The sequence below is a fragment of the Streptomyces polyasparticus genome, from assembly GCF_014493765.1.
Lineage (GTDB): Bacteria > Actinomycetota > Actinomycetes > Streptomycetales > Streptomycetaceae > Streptomyces > Streptomyces polyasparticus.
On the sequence record NZ_JACTVJ010000037.1, the window covers coordinates 1 to 14720 of the forward strand.

At 65.3% G+C, this 14720-nt stretch carries 27 protein-coding genes and 2 pseudogenes; all 29 read right to left on the minus strand.

What is annotated here, in order from left to right:
* Positions 1 to 98, minus strand: a pseudogene (locus H9Y04_RS42830) (DNA-directed RNA polymerase subunit alpha); the annotation flags it as partial.
* Positions 99 to 240: 142 nt separating this feature from the next.
* Positions 241 to 645: a 30S ribosomal protein S11 gene (gene rpsK, locus H9Y04_RS42835; protein ID WP_003956432.1), complete on the minus strand. Its 405-nt coding sequence runs from the start codon at positions 643 to 645 to the stop codon at positions 241 to 243.
* Positions 646 to 706: 61 nt separating this feature from the next.
* Positions 707 to 1087, minus strand: coding sequence for a 30S ribosomal protein S13 (rpsM, locus tag H9Y04_RS42840; RefSeq protein WP_052580758.1), 381 nt, complete (start codon positions 1085 to 1087; stop codon positions 707 to 709).
* A 202-nt stretch (positions 1088 to 1289) separates the two neighbouring features.
* Positions 1290 to 1403 carry a 50S ribosomal protein L36 gene (gene rpmJ, locus H9Y04_RS42845; protein ID WP_003948619.1) on the minus strand — a complete coding sequence of 38 codons (114 nt, stop codon included), beginning with the start codon at positions 1401 to 1403 and terminating at the stop codon, positions 1290 to 1292.
* Positions 1404 to 1463: 60 nt separating this feature from the next.
* Entirely contained in the window at positions 1464 to 1685 is a 222-nt protein-coding gene (infA, locus tag H9Y04_RS42850) for a translation initiation factor IF-1 (RefSeq protein WP_003948620.1), read from the minus strand.
* A gap of 197 nt (positions 1686 to 1882) precedes the next feature.
* Positions 1883 to 2041 (minus strand): annotated as a pseudogene (locus tag H9Y04_RS42855) (type I methionyl aminopeptidase); the annotation flags it as partial.
* A gap of 120 nt (positions 2042 to 2161) precedes the next feature.
* The gene (gene map / locus H9Y04_RS42860) at positions 2162 to 2998 is read right to left on the minus strand and encodes a type I methionyl aminopeptidase (RefSeq protein ID WP_187819698.1); all 837 of its coding nucleotides are present in this window, start codon (positions 2996 to 2998) and stop codon (positions 2162 to 2164) included.
* Between the two features lie 99 nt (positions 2999 to 3097).
* A complete protein-coding gene (locus H9Y04_RS42865) occupies positions 3098 to 3757 on the minus strand; it encodes an adenylate kinase (RefSeq protein ID WP_187819699.1) in 660 nt (219 codons plus the stop codon).
* Positions 3757 to 5070 carry a preprotein translocase subunit SecY gene (gene secY / locus H9Y04_RS42870; RefSeq protein WP_187819700.1) on the minus strand — a complete coding sequence of 438 codons (1314 nt, stop codon included), beginning with the start codon at positions 5068 to 5070 and terminating at the stop codon, positions 3757 to 3759. The genes H9Y04_RS42865 and secY overlap by 1 nt, the downstream gene beginning before the upstream one ends.
* Positions 5071 to 5312: 242 nt before the next feature.
* On the minus strand, positions 5313 to 5768 hold the full coding sequence (gene rplO / locus H9Y04_RS42875) for a 50S ribosomal protein L15 (protein ID WP_187819701.1): 456 nt from the start codon (positions 5766 to 5768) through the stop codon (positions 5313 to 5315).
* Between the two features lie 2 nt (positions 5769 to 5770).
* The gene (rpmD, locus tag H9Y04_RS42880; protein ID WP_003974250.1) at positions 5771 to 5953 is read right to left on the minus strand and encodes a 50S ribosomal protein L30; all 183 of its coding nucleotides are present in this window, start codon (positions 5951 to 5953) and stop codon (positions 5771 to 5773) included.
* Entirely contained in the window at positions 5953 to 6558 is a 606-nt protein-coding gene (gene rpsE, locus H9Y04_RS42885) for a 30S ribosomal protein S5 (protein WP_187819702.1), read from the minus strand. The genes rpmD and rpsE overlap by 1 nt, the downstream gene beginning before the upstream one ends.
* A 41-nt stretch (positions 6559 to 6599) precedes the next feature.
* The gene (gene rplR / locus H9Y04_RS42890) at positions 6600 to 6983 is read right to left on the minus strand and encodes a 50S ribosomal protein L18 (protein WP_187819703.1); all 384 of its coding nucleotides are present in this window, start codon (positions 6981 to 6983) and stop codon (positions 6600 to 6602) included.
* Between the two features lie 3 nt (positions 6984 to 6986).
* Entirely contained in the window at positions 6987 to 7526 is a 540-nt protein-coding gene (gene rplF, locus H9Y04_RS42895; RefSeq protein WP_187819704.1) for a 50S ribosomal protein L6, read from the minus strand.
* A gap of 22 nt (positions 7527 to 7548) precedes the next feature.
* Positions 7549 to 7947 (minus strand): 30S ribosomal protein S8, encoded by a 399-nt coding sequence (rpsH, locus tag H9Y04_RS42900; protein ID WP_093613762.1) that lies wholly within the window; start codon positions 7945 to 7947, stop codon positions 7549 to 7551.
* A gap of 213 nt (positions 7948 to 8160) precedes the next feature.
* A complete protein-coding gene (locus tag H9Y04_RS42905) occupies positions 8161 to 8346 on the minus strand; it encodes a type Z 30S ribosomal protein S14 (RefSeq protein WP_003956452.1) in 186 nt (61 codons plus the stop codon).
* A 5-nt stretch (positions 8347 to 8351) separates the two neighbouring features.
* Entirely contained in the window at positions 8352 to 8909 is a 558-nt protein-coding gene (gene rplE, locus H9Y04_RS42910; protein WP_187819705.1) for a 50S ribosomal protein L5, read from the minus strand.
* On the minus strand, positions 8909 to 9232 hold the full coding sequence (gene rplX / locus H9Y04_RS42915) for a 50S ribosomal protein L24 (protein ID WP_165332361.1): 324 nt from the start codon (positions 9230 to 9232) through the stop codon (positions 8909 to 8911). The genes rplE and rplX overlap by 1 nt, the downstream gene beginning before the upstream one ends.
* A 2-nt stretch (positions 9233 to 9234) precedes the next feature.
* Positions 9235 to 9603 (minus strand): 50S ribosomal protein L14, encoded by a 369-nt coding sequence (gene rplN / locus H9Y04_RS42920; protein WP_119286207.1) that lies wholly within the window; start codon positions 9601 to 9603, stop codon positions 9235 to 9237.
* A gap of 159 nt (positions 9604 to 9762) precedes the next feature.
* Positions 9763 to 10047: a 30S ribosomal protein S17 gene (gene rpsQ, locus H9Y04_RS42925; RefSeq protein WP_111663851.1), complete on the minus strand. Its 285-nt coding sequence runs from the start codon at positions 10045 to 10047 to the stop codon at positions 9763 to 9765.
* Positions 10047 to 10271 (minus strand): 50S ribosomal protein L29, encoded by a 225-nt coding sequence (gene rpmC, locus H9Y04_RS42930; RefSeq protein ID WP_187819706.1) that lies wholly within the window; start codon positions 10269 to 10271, stop codon positions 10047 to 10049. Before rpmC ends, rpsQ begins: the two co-directional genes overlap by 1 nt.
* Positions 10271 to 10690 carry a 50S ribosomal protein L16 gene (gene rplP, locus H9Y04_RS42935; RefSeq protein ID WP_059424836.1) on the minus strand — a complete coding sequence of 140 codons (420 nt, stop codon included), beginning with the start codon at positions 10688 to 10690 and terminating at the stop codon, positions 10271 to 10273. The genes rpmC and rplP overlap by 1 nt, the downstream gene beginning before the upstream one ends.
* Positions 10691 to 10695: 5 nt before the next feature.
* A complete protein-coding gene (rpsC, locus tag H9Y04_RS42940; RefSeq protein ID WP_187819707.1) occupies positions 10696 to 11529 on the minus strand; it encodes a 30S ribosomal protein S3 in 834 nt (277 codons plus the stop codon).
* Complete coding sequence (gene rplV, locus H9Y04_RS42945) at positions 11529 to 11876, minus strand: 50S ribosomal protein L22 (protein WP_135332555.1); 348 nt, start codon at positions 11874 to 11876, stop codon at positions 11529 to 11531. Before rplV ends, rpsC begins: the two co-directional genes overlap by 1 nt.
* 39 nt (positions 11877 to 11915) lie before the next feature.
* Positions 11916 to 12197 (minus strand): 30S ribosomal protein S19, encoded by a 282-nt coding sequence (gene rpsS, locus H9Y04_RS42950; protein WP_003992359.1) that lies wholly within the window; start codon positions 12195 to 12197, stop codon positions 11916 to 11918.
* A gap of 12 nt (positions 12198 to 12209) precedes the next feature.
* The gene (rplB, locus tag H9Y04_RS42955; protein ID WP_187819708.1) at positions 12210 to 13046 is read right to left on the minus strand and encodes a 50S ribosomal protein L2; all 837 of its coding nucleotides are present in this window, start codon (positions 13044 to 13046) and stop codon (positions 12210 to 12212) included.
* Between the two features lie 39 nt (positions 13047 to 13085).
* On the minus strand, positions 13086 to 13406 hold the full coding sequence (gene rplW / locus H9Y04_RS42960) for a 50S ribosomal protein L23 (protein WP_187819709.1): 321 nt from the start codon (positions 13404 to 13406) through the stop codon (positions 13086 to 13088).
* The gene (gene rplD / locus H9Y04_RS42965) at positions 13406 to 14056 is read right to left on the minus strand and encodes a 50S ribosomal protein L4 (RefSeq protein WP_187819710.1); all 651 of its coding nucleotides are present in this window, start codon (positions 14054 to 14056) and stop codon (positions 13406 to 13408) included. Before rplD ends, rplW begins: the two co-directional genes overlap by 1 nt.
* Before the next feature lie 7 nt (positions 14057 to 14063).
* On the minus strand, positions 14064 to 14708 hold the full coding sequence (gene rplC / locus H9Y04_RS42970; RefSeq protein WP_187819711.1) for a 50S ribosomal protein L3: 645 nt from the start codon (positions 14706 to 14708) through the stop codon (positions 14064 to 14066).
* Positions 14709 to 14720: the final 12 nt, after the last annotated feature.

Genomic DNA, 14720 nt, shown 5'->3' on the forward strand with positions numbered 1-14720 from the left:
GTGTAACCGAAGCCCGGCTCCAGCGGCTCGATCACGAACCGGGAACGGAACTCGTCGACGACCTCTTCGGTCAGCGAGGGACGCTGAGCGATCAGCATGTGGTGATTCCTTCAGTCATGGACACCCACTATTTGATGTCCGACAGAAACCGCGCCGTGAAGGCACGGGCCTTTCAAGGGTACGGGCGATACGGCACCGAAGCGCCGTACCGCCCGAAGTCCTCAGATCAAACGCAGCGCGTCAGACGCGGCGGCGCTTGGGGGGACGGCAGCCGTTGTGCGGCGTGGGGGTGACGTCCTGGATCGAGCCGACCTCGAGGCCGGTGGCCTGGAGGGAGCGGATCGCGGTCTCACGGCCGGAGCCGGGACCCTTGACGAAGACGTCGACCTTGCGCATGCCGTGCTCCTGCGCGCGACGGGCAGCCGACTCGGCGGCCATCTGCGCGGCGAACGGCGTGGACTTGCGCGAGCCCTTGAAGCCGACGTGGCCGGCGGAGGCCCACGAGATCACGTTGCCCGACGGGTCCGTGATGGACACGATCGTGTTGTTGAACGTGCTCTTGATGTGAGCGTGCCCGTGGGCGACGTTCTTCTTTTCCTTGCGGCGCACCTTCTTGGCAGCGCCCTGACGACCCTTGGGGGGCATCTATAACTCCTACGGGGAGGTGGTCGGTCCTACAGCAGCTGGTGGGACCGCTGGCTGCGGACTACTTCTTGCCCGGCTTCTTCTTGCCGGCGATGGCGCGACGCGGGCCCTTGCGGGTACGGGCGTTCGTGCTCGTGCGCTGACCGTGGACGGGCAGACCACGACGGTGACGCAGACCCTGGTAGCAACCGATCTCGACCTTGCGGCGGATGTCGGCCTGAACCTCACGACGGAGGTCACCCTCGGTCTTGAAGTTGTTGTCCACGTACTCGCGGATCTTGACCAGCTCCTCCTCGGAGAGGTCGCGAACGCGGGTGTTCGGGTTGACGCCGGTCTCGGCCAGCGTCTTCTGCGAAAGGGTCCGGCCGATGCCGAACACGTAGGTGAGAGCGACCTCCACACGCTTGTCGCGCGGGATGTCAACACCGGAAACGCGTGCCATTGAATGGCTCCAGTTTGATCTTCGGAGGTCTGCCGCAGGGCCGCTCCCAGCCGCCGTCCCCTTCGCGTGCGAAGAGTTGGTACGTACTGGGTCCCCGGCCTCCGAACCGAGGGTGTCGCCCTCCATTGCTGAAGAGGGACGGGTCCTGCGTAATTACTGTTCAGCTATGCGTCGCGCGATGATCTGCGGGTGCAGACCTGCGTCAGCCCTGGCGCTGCTTGTGGCGCGGGTTGTCGCAGATGATCATGACTCGGCCGTGACGGCGAATCACCCTGCACTTGTCGCAGATCTTCTTGACGCTCGGCTTGACCTTCATGTGATGAGGTTCTCCGGGTCAGTGCCACCGCCCCGCGGAATGCGGGACAACAGGCAAGATCTACTTGTACCGGTAGACGATCCGGCCACGCGTCAGGTCGTACGGAGACAGCTCCACCACGACCCGGTCGTCAGGGAGGATGCGGATGTAGTGCATACGCATCTTGCCGCTGATGTGTGCCAGGACCTGGTGGCCGTTCTGGAGCTCCACCTTGAACATGGCGTTCGGAAGAGACTCGACGACAGTGCCTTCGATCTCGATGGCACCTTGCTTCTTGGCCACGCTTCGCCCTTCGAATCGACTACCTTGATCGGTCTCGCTGCCGTCTCCTGCGGAATGCAGGCATACGGGTGCACGAGAGCCGACGAGTCAGTCTACGTCAGAGCCTCCAGAAACACGAATCCGGAATGTTTGCCCCGACCGGGCGATCGTTAACCCAGATCCTGCGGCGTTTGAGCGGATCCGAACGCCGCCAGAACTCAGCCCAGCGGATCCGGCGCCGCAGTGATCCCCATCTCAGCCAGCTTGGCCTTGCCACCATCCGGGGCCGTCAGCACCAGCGGACCCTGCTCCGTCACCGCGACCGAGTGCTCCCAGTGCGAGGACCACGTGCCGTCCGTCGTGATGACGGTCCAGTCGACCTATTTTCGACGCCCCTCTCGCGGGTTCGGCGCCAGGGGCGCCTCACAAGCTTCGAGCGGCTGCGCCGGACTCCGTCCGTCGACACCACCGACCCACGCTCAGACCGAGACCGCCGATCAGCCCAGCGGATCCGGCGCCGCAGTGATCCCCATCTCAGCCAACTTGGCCTTGCCACCATCGGGGGCCGTCAGCACCAGCGGACCCTGCTCCGTCACCGCGACCGAGTGCTCCCAGTGCGAGGACCAGGTCCCGTCCGTGGTGATGACGGTCCAGTCGTCCTCCAGGACCTCCGTACGCGGGGTGCCCAGCGAGACCATGGGCTCGATCGCGAGGCAGAACCCGGGGACCAGCTTCGGGCCGCGCCCGCGACGACGCTCCACGTAGTTCAGGAGGTGCGGCTCCATGTGCATCTGCGTGCCGATGCCGTGGCCGCCGTAGTCCTCGATGATCCCGTACTTGCCGGTGGCCGGCCGCGGCTGGCGGCGGATGTACGTCTCGATCGCCTTGGAGACGTCGACGAGGCGGTTGCCTTGTTTCATCGCCGCGATGCCCGCCCACATCGACTCCTCGGTCACCCGGGAGAGCTCGATCAGCTCGGGCGCGTGCCCGGAGCCGACGAAGGCCGTGTACGCGGCGTCGCCGTGCCAGCCGTCGATGATCGCGCCGCAGTCGATCGAGATGATGTCGCCGTCGTTGAGCACGACGTCGTCGCTCGGGATGCCGTGCACCACGACCTCGTTCTTCGAGGTGCAGATGGTCGCGGGAAAGCCGCCGTACCCGAGGAAGTTGGACTTCGCGCCGTGCTCGTCGAGCACCTTGCGCGCGACCTCGTCGAGGTCCTTGGTGGTCGCGCCCGGCACGGCCGCCTCACGGGTGGCCTTGTGGATCGCGGCGACGACAAGGCCGGCCTCACGCATCTTGGCGATCTGCTCGGGGGTCTTGATCTCCACCATGGCCGACTTCGCTCCGTATCTAAGGAAAAGACCTACTGACACAACACTACGGCCGCGGCACCCATCAGGGCACCGCGGCCGTACTACAGCTCATTCGCCTCAGGCGGCGTCGCCCTTGCGGAGCGCGGCCATGGCCCGCTCCGTCACCTCGGCGACGCTGCCGAGCGCCGAGATCGTCACGACCAGGCCCTGGGCCCGGTAGTGGTCGATGATCGGCTCGGTCTCGCTGTGGTAGACCTCGAGCCGCCGGCGGACAGTCTCCTCGGTGTCGTCACCACGCTGGTACAGCTCGCCGCCGCAGACGTCGCAGACGCCCTCGGTCGCGGGCTGCTTGTACGAGACGTGGAAGACGTGGCTCGAGTCGTTGCGGCAGATACGGCGGCCCGCGATGCGCTTGACGACCTCGTCCTCGGGGACCTCGAGGTCCAGGACCGCGTCCAGCTGCTGACCGTCGAGCTTCAGCGCGTCGTCCAGGGCCTCGGCCTGCGAGACGTTGCGCGGGAAGCCGTCGAGCAGGAAGCCGTTCACGGCGTCGGCCTGGGCCATGCGGTCCTTGGCCATCCCGATGGTGACCTCGTCCGGCACCAGGTTGCCCGCGTCCATGTAGGACTTGGCCTTCAGACCGAGCTCCGTGCCCTGGCTGATGTTGGCGCGGAAAAGGTCGCCCGTGGAGATGTGCGGGATCGCGAGGTTCTGGGCAAGGAACGCGGCCTGCGTTCCCTTGCCGGCACCGGGCGGTCCGACGAGGACGATTCGCATCAGCGGAGGAACCCTTCGTAATTACGCTGCTGGAGCTGGCTCTCGATCTGCTTCACGGTCTCCAGACCCACACCCACGATGATCAGGATGCTCGTCCCGCCGAACGGGAAGTTCTGGTTTGCACCGAGGGGCGCCAACGCCATCGTCGGCACAAGAGCGATCAGACCCAGATACAGCGACCCCGGCCAAGTGATGCGGTTGAGCACGTAGCTCAGATACTCGGCGGTGGGACGGCCTGCCCGGATGCCCGGGATGAAGCCACCATACTTCTTCATGTTGTCGGCGACTTCTTCGGGGTTGAACGAGATGGCCACGTAGAAGAAGGCGAAGAACACGATCAGCACGAAGTACGTGGCGATGTAATACGGGTGGTCACCCTTGACGAAGTGGGCTTCGATCCACCGCGCCCAGCCCGAGGTCGAACCGCTGAACTGCGCGACGAGAGCCGGGATGTAGAGCAGCGAAGAGGCGAAGATCACAGGGATGATGCCCGCCTGGTTGACCTTCAGCGGGATGTACGTCGACGTACCGCCGTAGGAACGGCGCCCGATCATGCGCTTCGCGTACTGCACGGGGATACGGCGCTGAGCCTGCTCGACGAAGACGACGAGGGCGACCATGGCCAGGCCCACGGCGATGACGATGCCGAACTCGATCCAGCCGTCGGCCAGCTTGCCCTGCTCCTTGATGGCCCACAGAGCGCCGACGAAACCGGCGGCGATCGAGATGAACATCAGGATGGACATGCCGTTGCCGATGCCGCGGTCGGTGATGAGCTCACCGAGCCACATGACCACCGCGGTGCCCGCGGTCATGGTCAGGACCATCACCACGGTCGTGAAGATCGACTGGTCCGGCACGATCTCGCCGCGCACGGGGCAGCTGCTGAACAGCGCGCCGCTGCGTGCGGTGGCCACCAGGCCGGTGCCCTGGAGGATGGCGAGCGCGACCGTCAGGTAACGCGTGTACTGCGTGATCTTCGCGGTACCCGACTGGCCCTCCTTCTTGAGGGCTTCGAGCCGCGGAATGACCACGGTCAGCAGCTGCAGGATGATGCTCGCCGTGATGTACGGCATGATGCCCAGCGCGAAGATCGTGATCTGCAGCAGTGCACCACCGCTGAACATGTTGACCAGTCCGAACAGGCCGCCATTCGTATTGGCCTGGTCCAGACAGATCTGCACGTTCTCGTAACTCACCCCGGGGATCGGGACGTGGGCACCGAGCCGGTAGATGACGATGATGCCGAGCGTGAAGAGCAGCTTCTTGCGCAGGTCGGGCGTCTTGAACGCCCGGGCGAACGCGGTGAGCACGGTGCCTCCTGCGACCCCCGCGCGCGTGCGTCAGAGGTGACGGTCTTGAGGTTCGACGAATAGAAGTACAACTGAGGCAAGAACCGCACGGTTCCCGGTACAGGGCAAGACCGCGCGGAAGCATTAACGCACGCCACCTTACCGGCGACCATGCCCCCCTAGGAACGACCAACCGGGGATGCCCCTTTTGTGGGGCATCCCCGGTGGGATCGTTCAAGTCATCGAGACTCGGCCTGACGGAATCAGACGAGCTCGGTGACGGTGCCGCCGGCGGCGGCGATCTTCTCCTTGGCGGAGCCGGAGACGGCGTCGACCGTCACCTGCAGCGCCACGGAGATCTCGCCCTGGCCCAGGACCTTGACGAGGCTGTTCTTGCGCACGGCGCCCTTGGCGACCAGGTCCTCGACCGTGACCTCGCCACCCTCGGGGTAGAGCGAAGCCAGCTTGTCCAGGTTCACGACCTGGAACTCGGTCTTGAACGGGTTCTTGAAGCCCTTGAGCTTCGGGAGACGCATGTGGAGGGGCATCTGGCCACCCTCGAAGCGCTCCGGAACCTGGTAACGGGCCTTCGTACCCTTGGTACCGCGACCTGCCGTCTTACCCTTCGACGCCTCACCACGACCCACACGGGTCTTGGCGGTCTTGGCGCCCGGGGCAGGACGGAGGTTGTGGATCTTGAGCGGGTTCTGCTCACCCATGATCAGTCGACCTCCTCGACCGTCACGAGGTGGCGGACGGTGTGCACCATGCCGCGGAACTCGGGACGATCCTCCTTGACGACCTGCGTGTTGATGCCCTTGAGACCAAGGGAGCGCAGGGTGTCACGGTGGTTCTGCTTGCTGCCGATGTACGACTTCACCTGCGTGATCTTGAGCTGTGCCATTACGCACCAGCCCCGGCACGCGCACGGAGAAGAGCCGCGGGGGCGACGTCCTCGAGGGGCAGACCACGGCGAGCCGCGATCTCCTCGGGACGCTGCAGGCCCTTGAGGGCCGCCACGGTCGCGTGCACGATGTTGATCGCGTTGTCGGAGCCGAGCGACTTCGACAGCACGTCGTGGATACCGGCGCACTCGAGCACGGCGCGCACCGGACCACCGGCGATAACACCGGTACCCGGGGACGCGGGCTTGAGCAGCACGACGCCGGCAGCCTTCTCACCCTGGATCGGGTGCGGGATGGTGCCCTGGATACGGGGGACCTTGAAGAAGTGCTTCTTGGCCTCCTCAACACCCTTGGCGATGGCGGCCGGCACCTCCTTGGCCTTGCCGTAACCGACACCCACGGTGCCGTCACCGTCGCCCACTACGACGAGCGCAGTGAAGCTGAAGCGACGACCACCCTTGACAACCTTGGCGACGCGGTTGATCGCGACAACGCGCTCAACGTACGCGGTCTTCTCGGCGGCAGCAGCGCCACCGTCGCGACCCTTCCGGTCCCGCCGCTCGCCGCCACCGGCACCGCCACTGCGGCGCTGGGGTCCAGCCATTGGAATTACCTCTCTCTGTTTCCGCTAGCTACGGAACCGACTCAGAACTTGAGTCCGGCTTCGCGGGCGGCGTCCGCCAGGGCGGCGATGCGCCCGGCGTACTGGTTACCACCACGGTCGAATACGACGGTCTCGACACCGGCGGCCTTGGCGCGCTCGGCGACAAGAGCGCCGACCTGCTTGGCCTGAGCCGACTTGTCGCCCTCGCCACCGCGGATCGTCGTGTCCAGGGTGGAGGCCGACGCGAGGGTGTGACCCTTAACGTCGTCGATCACCTGGGCGATGATGTTGCGGTTGGAGCGCGTCACGACGAGACGCGGACGCTCAGCCGTACCCGAGATGTGCTTGCGGATACGGATGTGACGGCGCTTGATGGCAGCACGCTTGTAAGCGTCGCCCTTAGCAATCTTTGTGCCGTATGCCATGGCTTACTTACCCGCCTTTCCGACCTTGCGGCGAATGACTTCGCCCTCGTACTTGACGCCCTTGGCCTTGTACGGGTCGGGCTTGCGCAGCTTGCGGATGTTGGCCGCAACCTCGCCGACCTTCTGCTTGTCGATGCCCTCGACCGAGAACTTCGTCGGCGACTCGACCTTGAAGGAGATGCCCTCGGGCGCCTCGATCAGGATCGGGTGGCTGTAGCCGAGCGAGAACTCCAGGTTGGAGCCCTTCGCCAGGACGCGGTAACCGACACCGCTGATCTCGAGCTTCTTCACGTAACCCTGGGTCACGCCGGTGATCATGTTCGCCACCAGCGTGCGGGACAGGCCGTGCAGGGCCTTGTTCTGACGCTCGTCGTTCGGGCGGGTGACGTTCAGAACGCCGTCCTCGCCCTTAGCGATCTCGATCGGCGCCACGACGGTGTGGGTCAGGGTGCCCTTGGAGCCCTTGACCGTGACCGTCTGGCCGTCGATGGTGACGTCCACGCCGGCGGGAACCGTGATGGGGAGCTTGCCAATACGCGACATAGCTTCTTCCGATTCCTTTCCGCTACCAGACGTAGGCGAGGACTTCTCCGCCTACGCCCTTCTTGCCGGCCTGCTTGTCGGTCAGGAGACCGTGCGACGTGGAGATGATCGCCACGCCGAGGCCGCCCAGGACCTTGGGCAGGTTGGTGGACTTCGCGTAAACCCGGAGACCGGGCTTGGAGATCCGCTTGATGCCCGCGATGGAGCGCTCACGGTTCGGGCCGAACTTCAGCTCGAGAACGAGGTTCTTGCCGACCTCGGCGTCCTCGGTCTTCCAGCCGGTGATGTAGCCCTCCTGCTGGAGGATCTCCGCGATGTGGGACTTGATCTTGCTGTGCGGCATCGACACCGAGTCGTGGTACGCCGAGTTCGCATTGCGCAGACGCGTCAGCATGTCTGCGATCGGATCAGTCATGGTCATGAATTGGCCTTCGGCCTCTCTCGCCGGGGTTTCCTGTATGCGCCATCCCTCTCCCCACACAGAGGCGGGACGGGTGCGGCACGGGGACCTACGGCGTAGTAAGTCGTTTCAGGGCGGCAGGCGCCCAACCCCACAAGCCTACGGCATGCGGAGGAGGGCCCTGCCGACCAGAGTGCTTACCGAGAGCGCCTGGAAATCCCGAAGATTCGGGGTTTACCAGGAGCTCTTGGTCACGCCCGGCAGCTCGCCACGGTGAGCCATCTCACGAAGGCACACGCGGCACAGGCCGAACTTGCGGTACACGGAGTGCGGGCGGCCACAACGCTGGCAGCGGGTGTAGGCACGCACACCGAACTTGGGCTTACGAGCAGCCTTGGCAATCAGAGCCTTCTTCGCCATCTCGCTTACGCCTCCTTGAACGGGAAGCCGAGGTGACGCAGAAGGGCACGGCCCTCGTCGTCGTTGGTCGCCGTGGTGACCACGGTGATGTCCATACCCCGGACGCGGTCGATCTTGTCCTGGTCGATCTCGTGGAACATGACCTGCTCGGTGAGACCGAAGGTGTAGTTGCCACGGCCGTCGAACTGCTTGGGGGACAGACCACGGAAGTCGCGGATGCGCGGCAGCGCGAGCGACAGGGTGCGGTCCAGGAACTCCCACATGCGGTCGCCACGAAGCGTGACGTGGGCACCGATCGGCTGACCCTCGCGCAGCTTGAACTGCGCGATGGACTTGCGGGCCTTGGTGATGGCCGGCTTCTGACCGGTGATCGTCGTCAGGTCACGGACGGCACCGTCCATGAGCTTCGAGTCACGGGCGGCGTCGCCGACACCCATGTTGACCACGATCTTGACGAGACCGGGCACCTGCATGACGTTCTCGTACGAGAACTCCTCACGCAGCTTGCCCGCGATCTCCTCGCGGTACTTCGTCTTGAGACGCGGAGTCGTGGTGGTAGCCATCAGATGTCCTCACCCGTCCGCTTGGCAACGCGAACCTTGTTGCCCTCGTCGTCGAAGCGGTAACCGACGCGCGTCACAACCTTGTTGCCGTCCTTCTCAACGACCAGCTGGACGTTGGAGACGTGGATCGGCGCCTCGGTGGTGATGATGCCGCCGGCCTGCGAACCGCTGGCGGTCGGACCGGCCTTGGTGTGCTTCTTGACCCGGTTGACACCCTCGACCAGGACACGCTCGTCGCGCGGGAAAGCGGCAATGACCTTGCCCTGCTTGCCCTTGTCCTTACCGGTGATGACCTGAACCAGGTCGCCCTTCTTGATCTTCATGCTTACAGCACCTCCGGCGCGAGCGAGATGATCTTCATGAACTTCTTCTCGCGCAGCTCACGACCCACCGGGCCGAAAATACGGGTGCCACGAGGGTCGCCGTCGTTCTTGAGAATGACAGCGGCGTTCTCGTCGAAGCGGATGTACGAGCCGTCGGGACGGCGGCGCTCCTTGACGGTGCGAACGATGACCGCCTTGATGACGTCACCCTTCTTCACATTGCCGCCGGGGATCGCGTCCTTGACGGTGGCGACGATGACGTCGCCGATGCCCGCGTAGCGGCGACCCGAGCCACCGAGAACACGGATGCAAAGGATTTCCTTCGCACCAGTGTTGTCGGCGACCTTGAGTCGCGACTCCTGCTGGATCACGTCTATCTCCTGATCGTCTGCCGGTTCCCGGCAGGGGCTTCACCCCGTAGGAGGAGTGGGCCCCTGCCGAGCCTGGCGGAACTGTCCTGCGGAGTTGCCCGCAGGAATTACTTGGCCTGTCGAAGAGAAGCAGCGCGGGGGCGCAAGGCCCCCGCGGGACTACTTCGCCTTCTCGAGGATCTCGACGACGCGCCAGCGCTTGGTCGCCGACAGCGGACGCGTCTCCATGAGGAGGACACGGTCGCCGACGCCGGCAGCGTTCTGCTCGTCGTGCGCCTTGAGCTTGTTCGTACGGCGGATGACCTTGCCGTACAGCGCGTGCTTGACGCGGTCCTCGACAGCGACGACGACGGTCTTGTCCATCTTGTCGCTGACGACGAGACCCTCGCGGGTCTTGCGGAAGCCGCGGGCGGCAGTCTCTTCAGTCACAGTCTTCTCGCTCATCAGGCGTTCTCCACCGTCTCGATGCCCAGCTCACGCTCGCGCATCAGGGTGTAGATCCGCGCGATGTCCTTACGGACCGCCTTGAGACGGCCATGGTTCTCGAGCTGGCCGGTCGCCGCCTGGAAGCGGAGATTGAACAGCTCTTCCTTGGCCTCGCGAAGCTTGTTGACAAGCTCCTCGTTGCCCAGCTCGCGGAGCTCGGACGCCTTGGTACCGGTCGACATCACGCTTCACCTGCCTCGCGCTTGACGATCTTGCACTTCATCGGCAGCTTGTGAGCCGCACGAGTCAGCGCCTCACGCGCGATCTTCTCGTTGGGGTACGACAGCTCGAACATCACGCGTCCGGGCTTGACGTTGGCGACCCACCACTCCGGCGAACCCTTACCGGAACCCATGCGGGTCTCGGCAGGCTTCTTGGTGAGGGGGCGGTCCGGGTAGATGTTGATCCAGACCTTGCCGCCACGCTTGATGTGACGCGTCATGGCGATACGAGCGGCCTCGATCTGACGGTTCGTCACGTACGCCGGCGTGAGCGCCTGGATGCCGTACTCGCCGAACGCAACCTGCGTGCCACCCTTGGACATACCGCTGCGCTTCGGGTGGTGCTGCTTGCGGTGCTTGACCCTACGGGGGATCAGCATTTCGGTCAGGCCTCCGTTCCGGTGCTCTCAGCCGGAGCAGCGGCGGGCGCCTCGGCCTTGGGGGCCTCGGCGGCCGGAGCCGACTGCTGCGGCTTGCGGCCGCGGCCGCCACGCTCGCCACCACGGCCACCACGGCCGGCGGGACGGTCGGCGCCACCACGGGCCGGGCGGTTACCCGCACGGGCCGCAGCGTTCTCGGCGCGGACCTCGGCGATGTTCTTGACGTCGCCCTTGTAGATCCAGACCTTCACACCGATACGGCCGAAGGTGGTCTTCGCCTCGAAGAAGCCGTAGTCGACGTTCGCGCGCAGCGTGTGCAGCGGCACACGACCCTCGCGGTAGAACTCCGAACGGCTCATCTCGGCGCCGCCGAGGCGGCCACCACACTGGATCTTGATGCCCTTGGCGCCGGCCTTCATGGCGGACTGCATGCTCTTGCGCATGGCCCGACGGAAGGAGACGCGGGAGGACAGCTGCTCGGCAACGGCCTGGGCAACCAGCTGAGCATCCGTCTCGGGGTTCTTGACCTCGAGGATGTTCAGCTGGACCTGCTTGCCCGTGAGCTTCTCGAGGTCACCGCGGATGCGGTCGGCCTCGGCGCCACGGCGGCCGATGACGATGCCCGGGCGGGCGGTGTGGATGTCCACGCGGACACGGTCACGGGTGCGCTCGATCTCAACCTTCGAGATACCGGCGCGCTCCATGCCGGACGTCATCATCCGACGGATGGCGACGTCTTCCTTGACGTAGTCCTTGTACAGCTTGTCGGCGTACCAACGCGACTTGAAGTCGGTGGTGATGCCGAGCCGGAACCCGTGCGGGTTTACCTTCTGGCCCATTACCGGGTTCCTTCCTTGCTGCTGACGACCACGGTGATGTGGCTGGTCCGCTTACGGATCCGGTAGGCACGGCCCTGGGCACGCGGACGGAACCGCTTCAGGGTCGGGCCTTCATCCACGAACGCCTCGCTGATGAACAGCGAAGAGGCGTCACTGTGGTCGTAGTTGTGCGCGGCGTTGGCGATGGCGCTGTCGAGCACCTTGCCAACGGGAACCGAGGCTGCCTGCGGAGCGAATCGCAGGACGGCCTGGGCCTCCGTGGCGTCCATGCCACGGATGAGGTCCACCACGCGGCGGGCCTTCATGGGCGTGACGCGGATGTACCGCGCCTGGGCCCTGGCTTCCATGGTTGTCCCTTCAGTTTCTTGTCTGAATGCGATCCGCTACTAGCGGCGCTTCGACTTCCGGTCGTCCTTGACGTGGCCCCGGAAGGTGCGCGTCGGCGAGAACTCGCCGAGCTTGTGGCCGACCATCGACTCGGTGACGAACACCGGGATGTGGGTCTTGCCGTTGTGCACCGCAAGCGTGTGGCCGAGCATGGCCGGCACGATCATGGAGCGACGGGACCAGGTCTTGATGACGTTCTTGGTGCCGGCTTCGTTCTGGGCGTCCACCTTCTTGATGAGGTGGTCGTCGACGAAGGGCCCCTTCTTCAGGCTACGAGGCATCTCAACCCGTCCTTAGCGCTTCTTGTTCGTCTTGCGGCGGCGGACGATGTACTTGTTCGACGCCTTCTTGGGCGAACGAGTACGGCCTTCCTTCTGACCCCAAGGGCTGACCGGGTGGCGACCACCGGAAGTCTTGCCCTCACCACCACCGTGGGGGTGGTCAACCGGGTTCATGACGACACCGCGCACGGTCGGGCGAACGCCCTTCCAGCGCATACGGCCGGCCTTGCCCCAGTTGATGTTGCTCTGCTCGGCGTTGCCGACCTCGCCGACCGTCGCGCGGCAGCGCGCGTCGACCAGGCGGATCTCGCCGGAGGGCATACGAAGGTGGGCCATCGTGCCCTCCTTCGCCAGGAGCTGCACCGAGGCACCCGCGGAGCGGGCGAACTTGGCGCCGCCACCGGGACGGAGCTCGATGGCGTGGATCGTCGTACCCACGGGGATGTTGCGCAGCGCGAGGTTGTTGCCCGGCTTGATGTCGGCCGTCGGGCCGTTCTCGATCCGGTCACCCTGCTGCAGACCGCGCGGCGCGATGATGTAGCGCTTCTCGCCGTCGGCGTAGTGCAGCAGCGCGATACGCGCGGTGCGGTTGGGGTCGTACTCGATGTGCGCGACCTTCGCCGGCACGCCGTCCTTGTCGTGACGACGGAAGTCGATCACGCGGTAGGCGCGCTTGTGGCCACCACCCTGGTGGCGGACGGTCACACGACCGGTGTTGTTACGGCCGCCCTTGCTGTGCAGCGGGCGGACCAGCGACTTCTCCGGCGTGGACCGCGTGATCTCGACGAAGTCGGCGACGCTGGAGCCACGGCGGCCCGGCGTAGTCGGCTTGTACTTGCGGATTCCCATTTCTCAGTCCTCGTCCGATATTCGGACCAGGGCGCTCCGTTAGGAGGCCTGGCCGAAGATGTCGATACGGTCGCCCTCAGCGAGGGTCACGATGGCGCGCTTGGTGTCGGCACGCTTGCCGAAACCGGTGCGCGTACGCTTCCGCTTGCCCTGACGGTTGATCGTGTTGACCCCGGTGACCTTGACGCCGAAGACCGCTTCCACGGCCTGCTTGATCTGGGTCTTGTTGGAGCCGGGCGCGACGATGAACGTGTACTTGTTCTCGTCGAGCAGCGCGTAGCTCTTCTCCGAGACGACCGGCTTGACGAGGATGTCGCGCGGGTCCGAGAAGGTCTTGCTGGTAACGGTGGCTTCAGACATCAGCCCTCGCTCCCTTCGGTGTCAGCCTTGGGGCCGGCGACGAAGGAGTCGAAGGCGGCCTTGGTGAAGACCACGTCGTCCGAAACGAGCACGTCGTACGTGTTCAGCTGGCCCGGCTCCAGGATGTGGACCTGGGGCAGGTTGCGAGCGGACAGCAGAGCGGCCTCGTCCTCACGGGTGATGACCAGGAGCACGTTCTTGCGCTCGCTGACCTTGCCCAGGAAGGTCTTGGCAGCCTTCGTGCTGATGTCGCCCTCAACAACGCCGGACACGACGTGGATGCGGTTGTGGCGGGCCCGGTCGGTGAGGGCGTGGCGCAGGGCCGCGGCCTTCATCTTCTTCGGGGTCCGCTGCGAGTAGTCACGCGGCACGGGGCCGTGGACGACGCCACCGCCGGCGAACTGCGGCGCACGGGTCGAACCCTGGCGCGCGCGGCCGGTGCCCTTCTGGCGGTACGGCTTCTTGCCACCGCCACGGACTTCGCCGCGGGTCTTGGTCTTGTGCGTGCCCTGACGGGCCGCGGCCAGCTGCGCGACAACGACCTGGTGGATCAGCGGAATGCTGATCTTCTCGACGTCGAAGATCTCCGAGGGGAGCTCGACAGTCCCGGCCTTGTCGCCTGCCGGCGAAAGGATGTCAATGGTGCTCATCGGTTCCTCAAACCCCCTTGGCCGCAGTGCGGACCAGGACGAGGCCACCGTTGGGGCCGGGGACGGCGCCCTTGATGAGCAGCAGACCCTTCTCGGCGTCAACGGCGTGGACGGTCAGGTTCTGGGTGGTGACCCGCTCGTTGCCCATGCGACCCGCCATGCGCATGCCCTTGAAGACACGGCCGGGGGTGGCACAGCCACCGATGGAACCGGGCTTGCGGTGGATGCGCTTGGCACCGTGGGAAGCCTTGCCACCCTTGAAGTTGTGGCGCTTCATGACACCGGCGAAGCCCTTGCCCTTGCTCTTGCCGGTCACGTCGACCTTCACGCCGGACTCGAAGGTCTCAGCGGTGAGCTCCTGGCCGAGGGTGTACTCGCTGGCGTCAGCGGTACGGATCTCGACGAGGTGGCGGCGGGGGGTCACGTCGGCCTTGGCGAAGTGGCCCTTGAGGGGCTTGTTCACCTTGCGCGGGTCGATCTCGCCGAAGGCGATCTGGACCGACTCGTAGCCGTCGGAGTCATTCGTACGGACCTGGGTCACGACGCAGGGGCCGGCCTTGACGACGGTCACCGGGACGACACGGTTGTTCTCGTCCCAGACCTGCGTCATGCCGAGCTTCTCGCCCAGGATGCCCTTGATCTGCTTGGTCATCTAGATCAACCG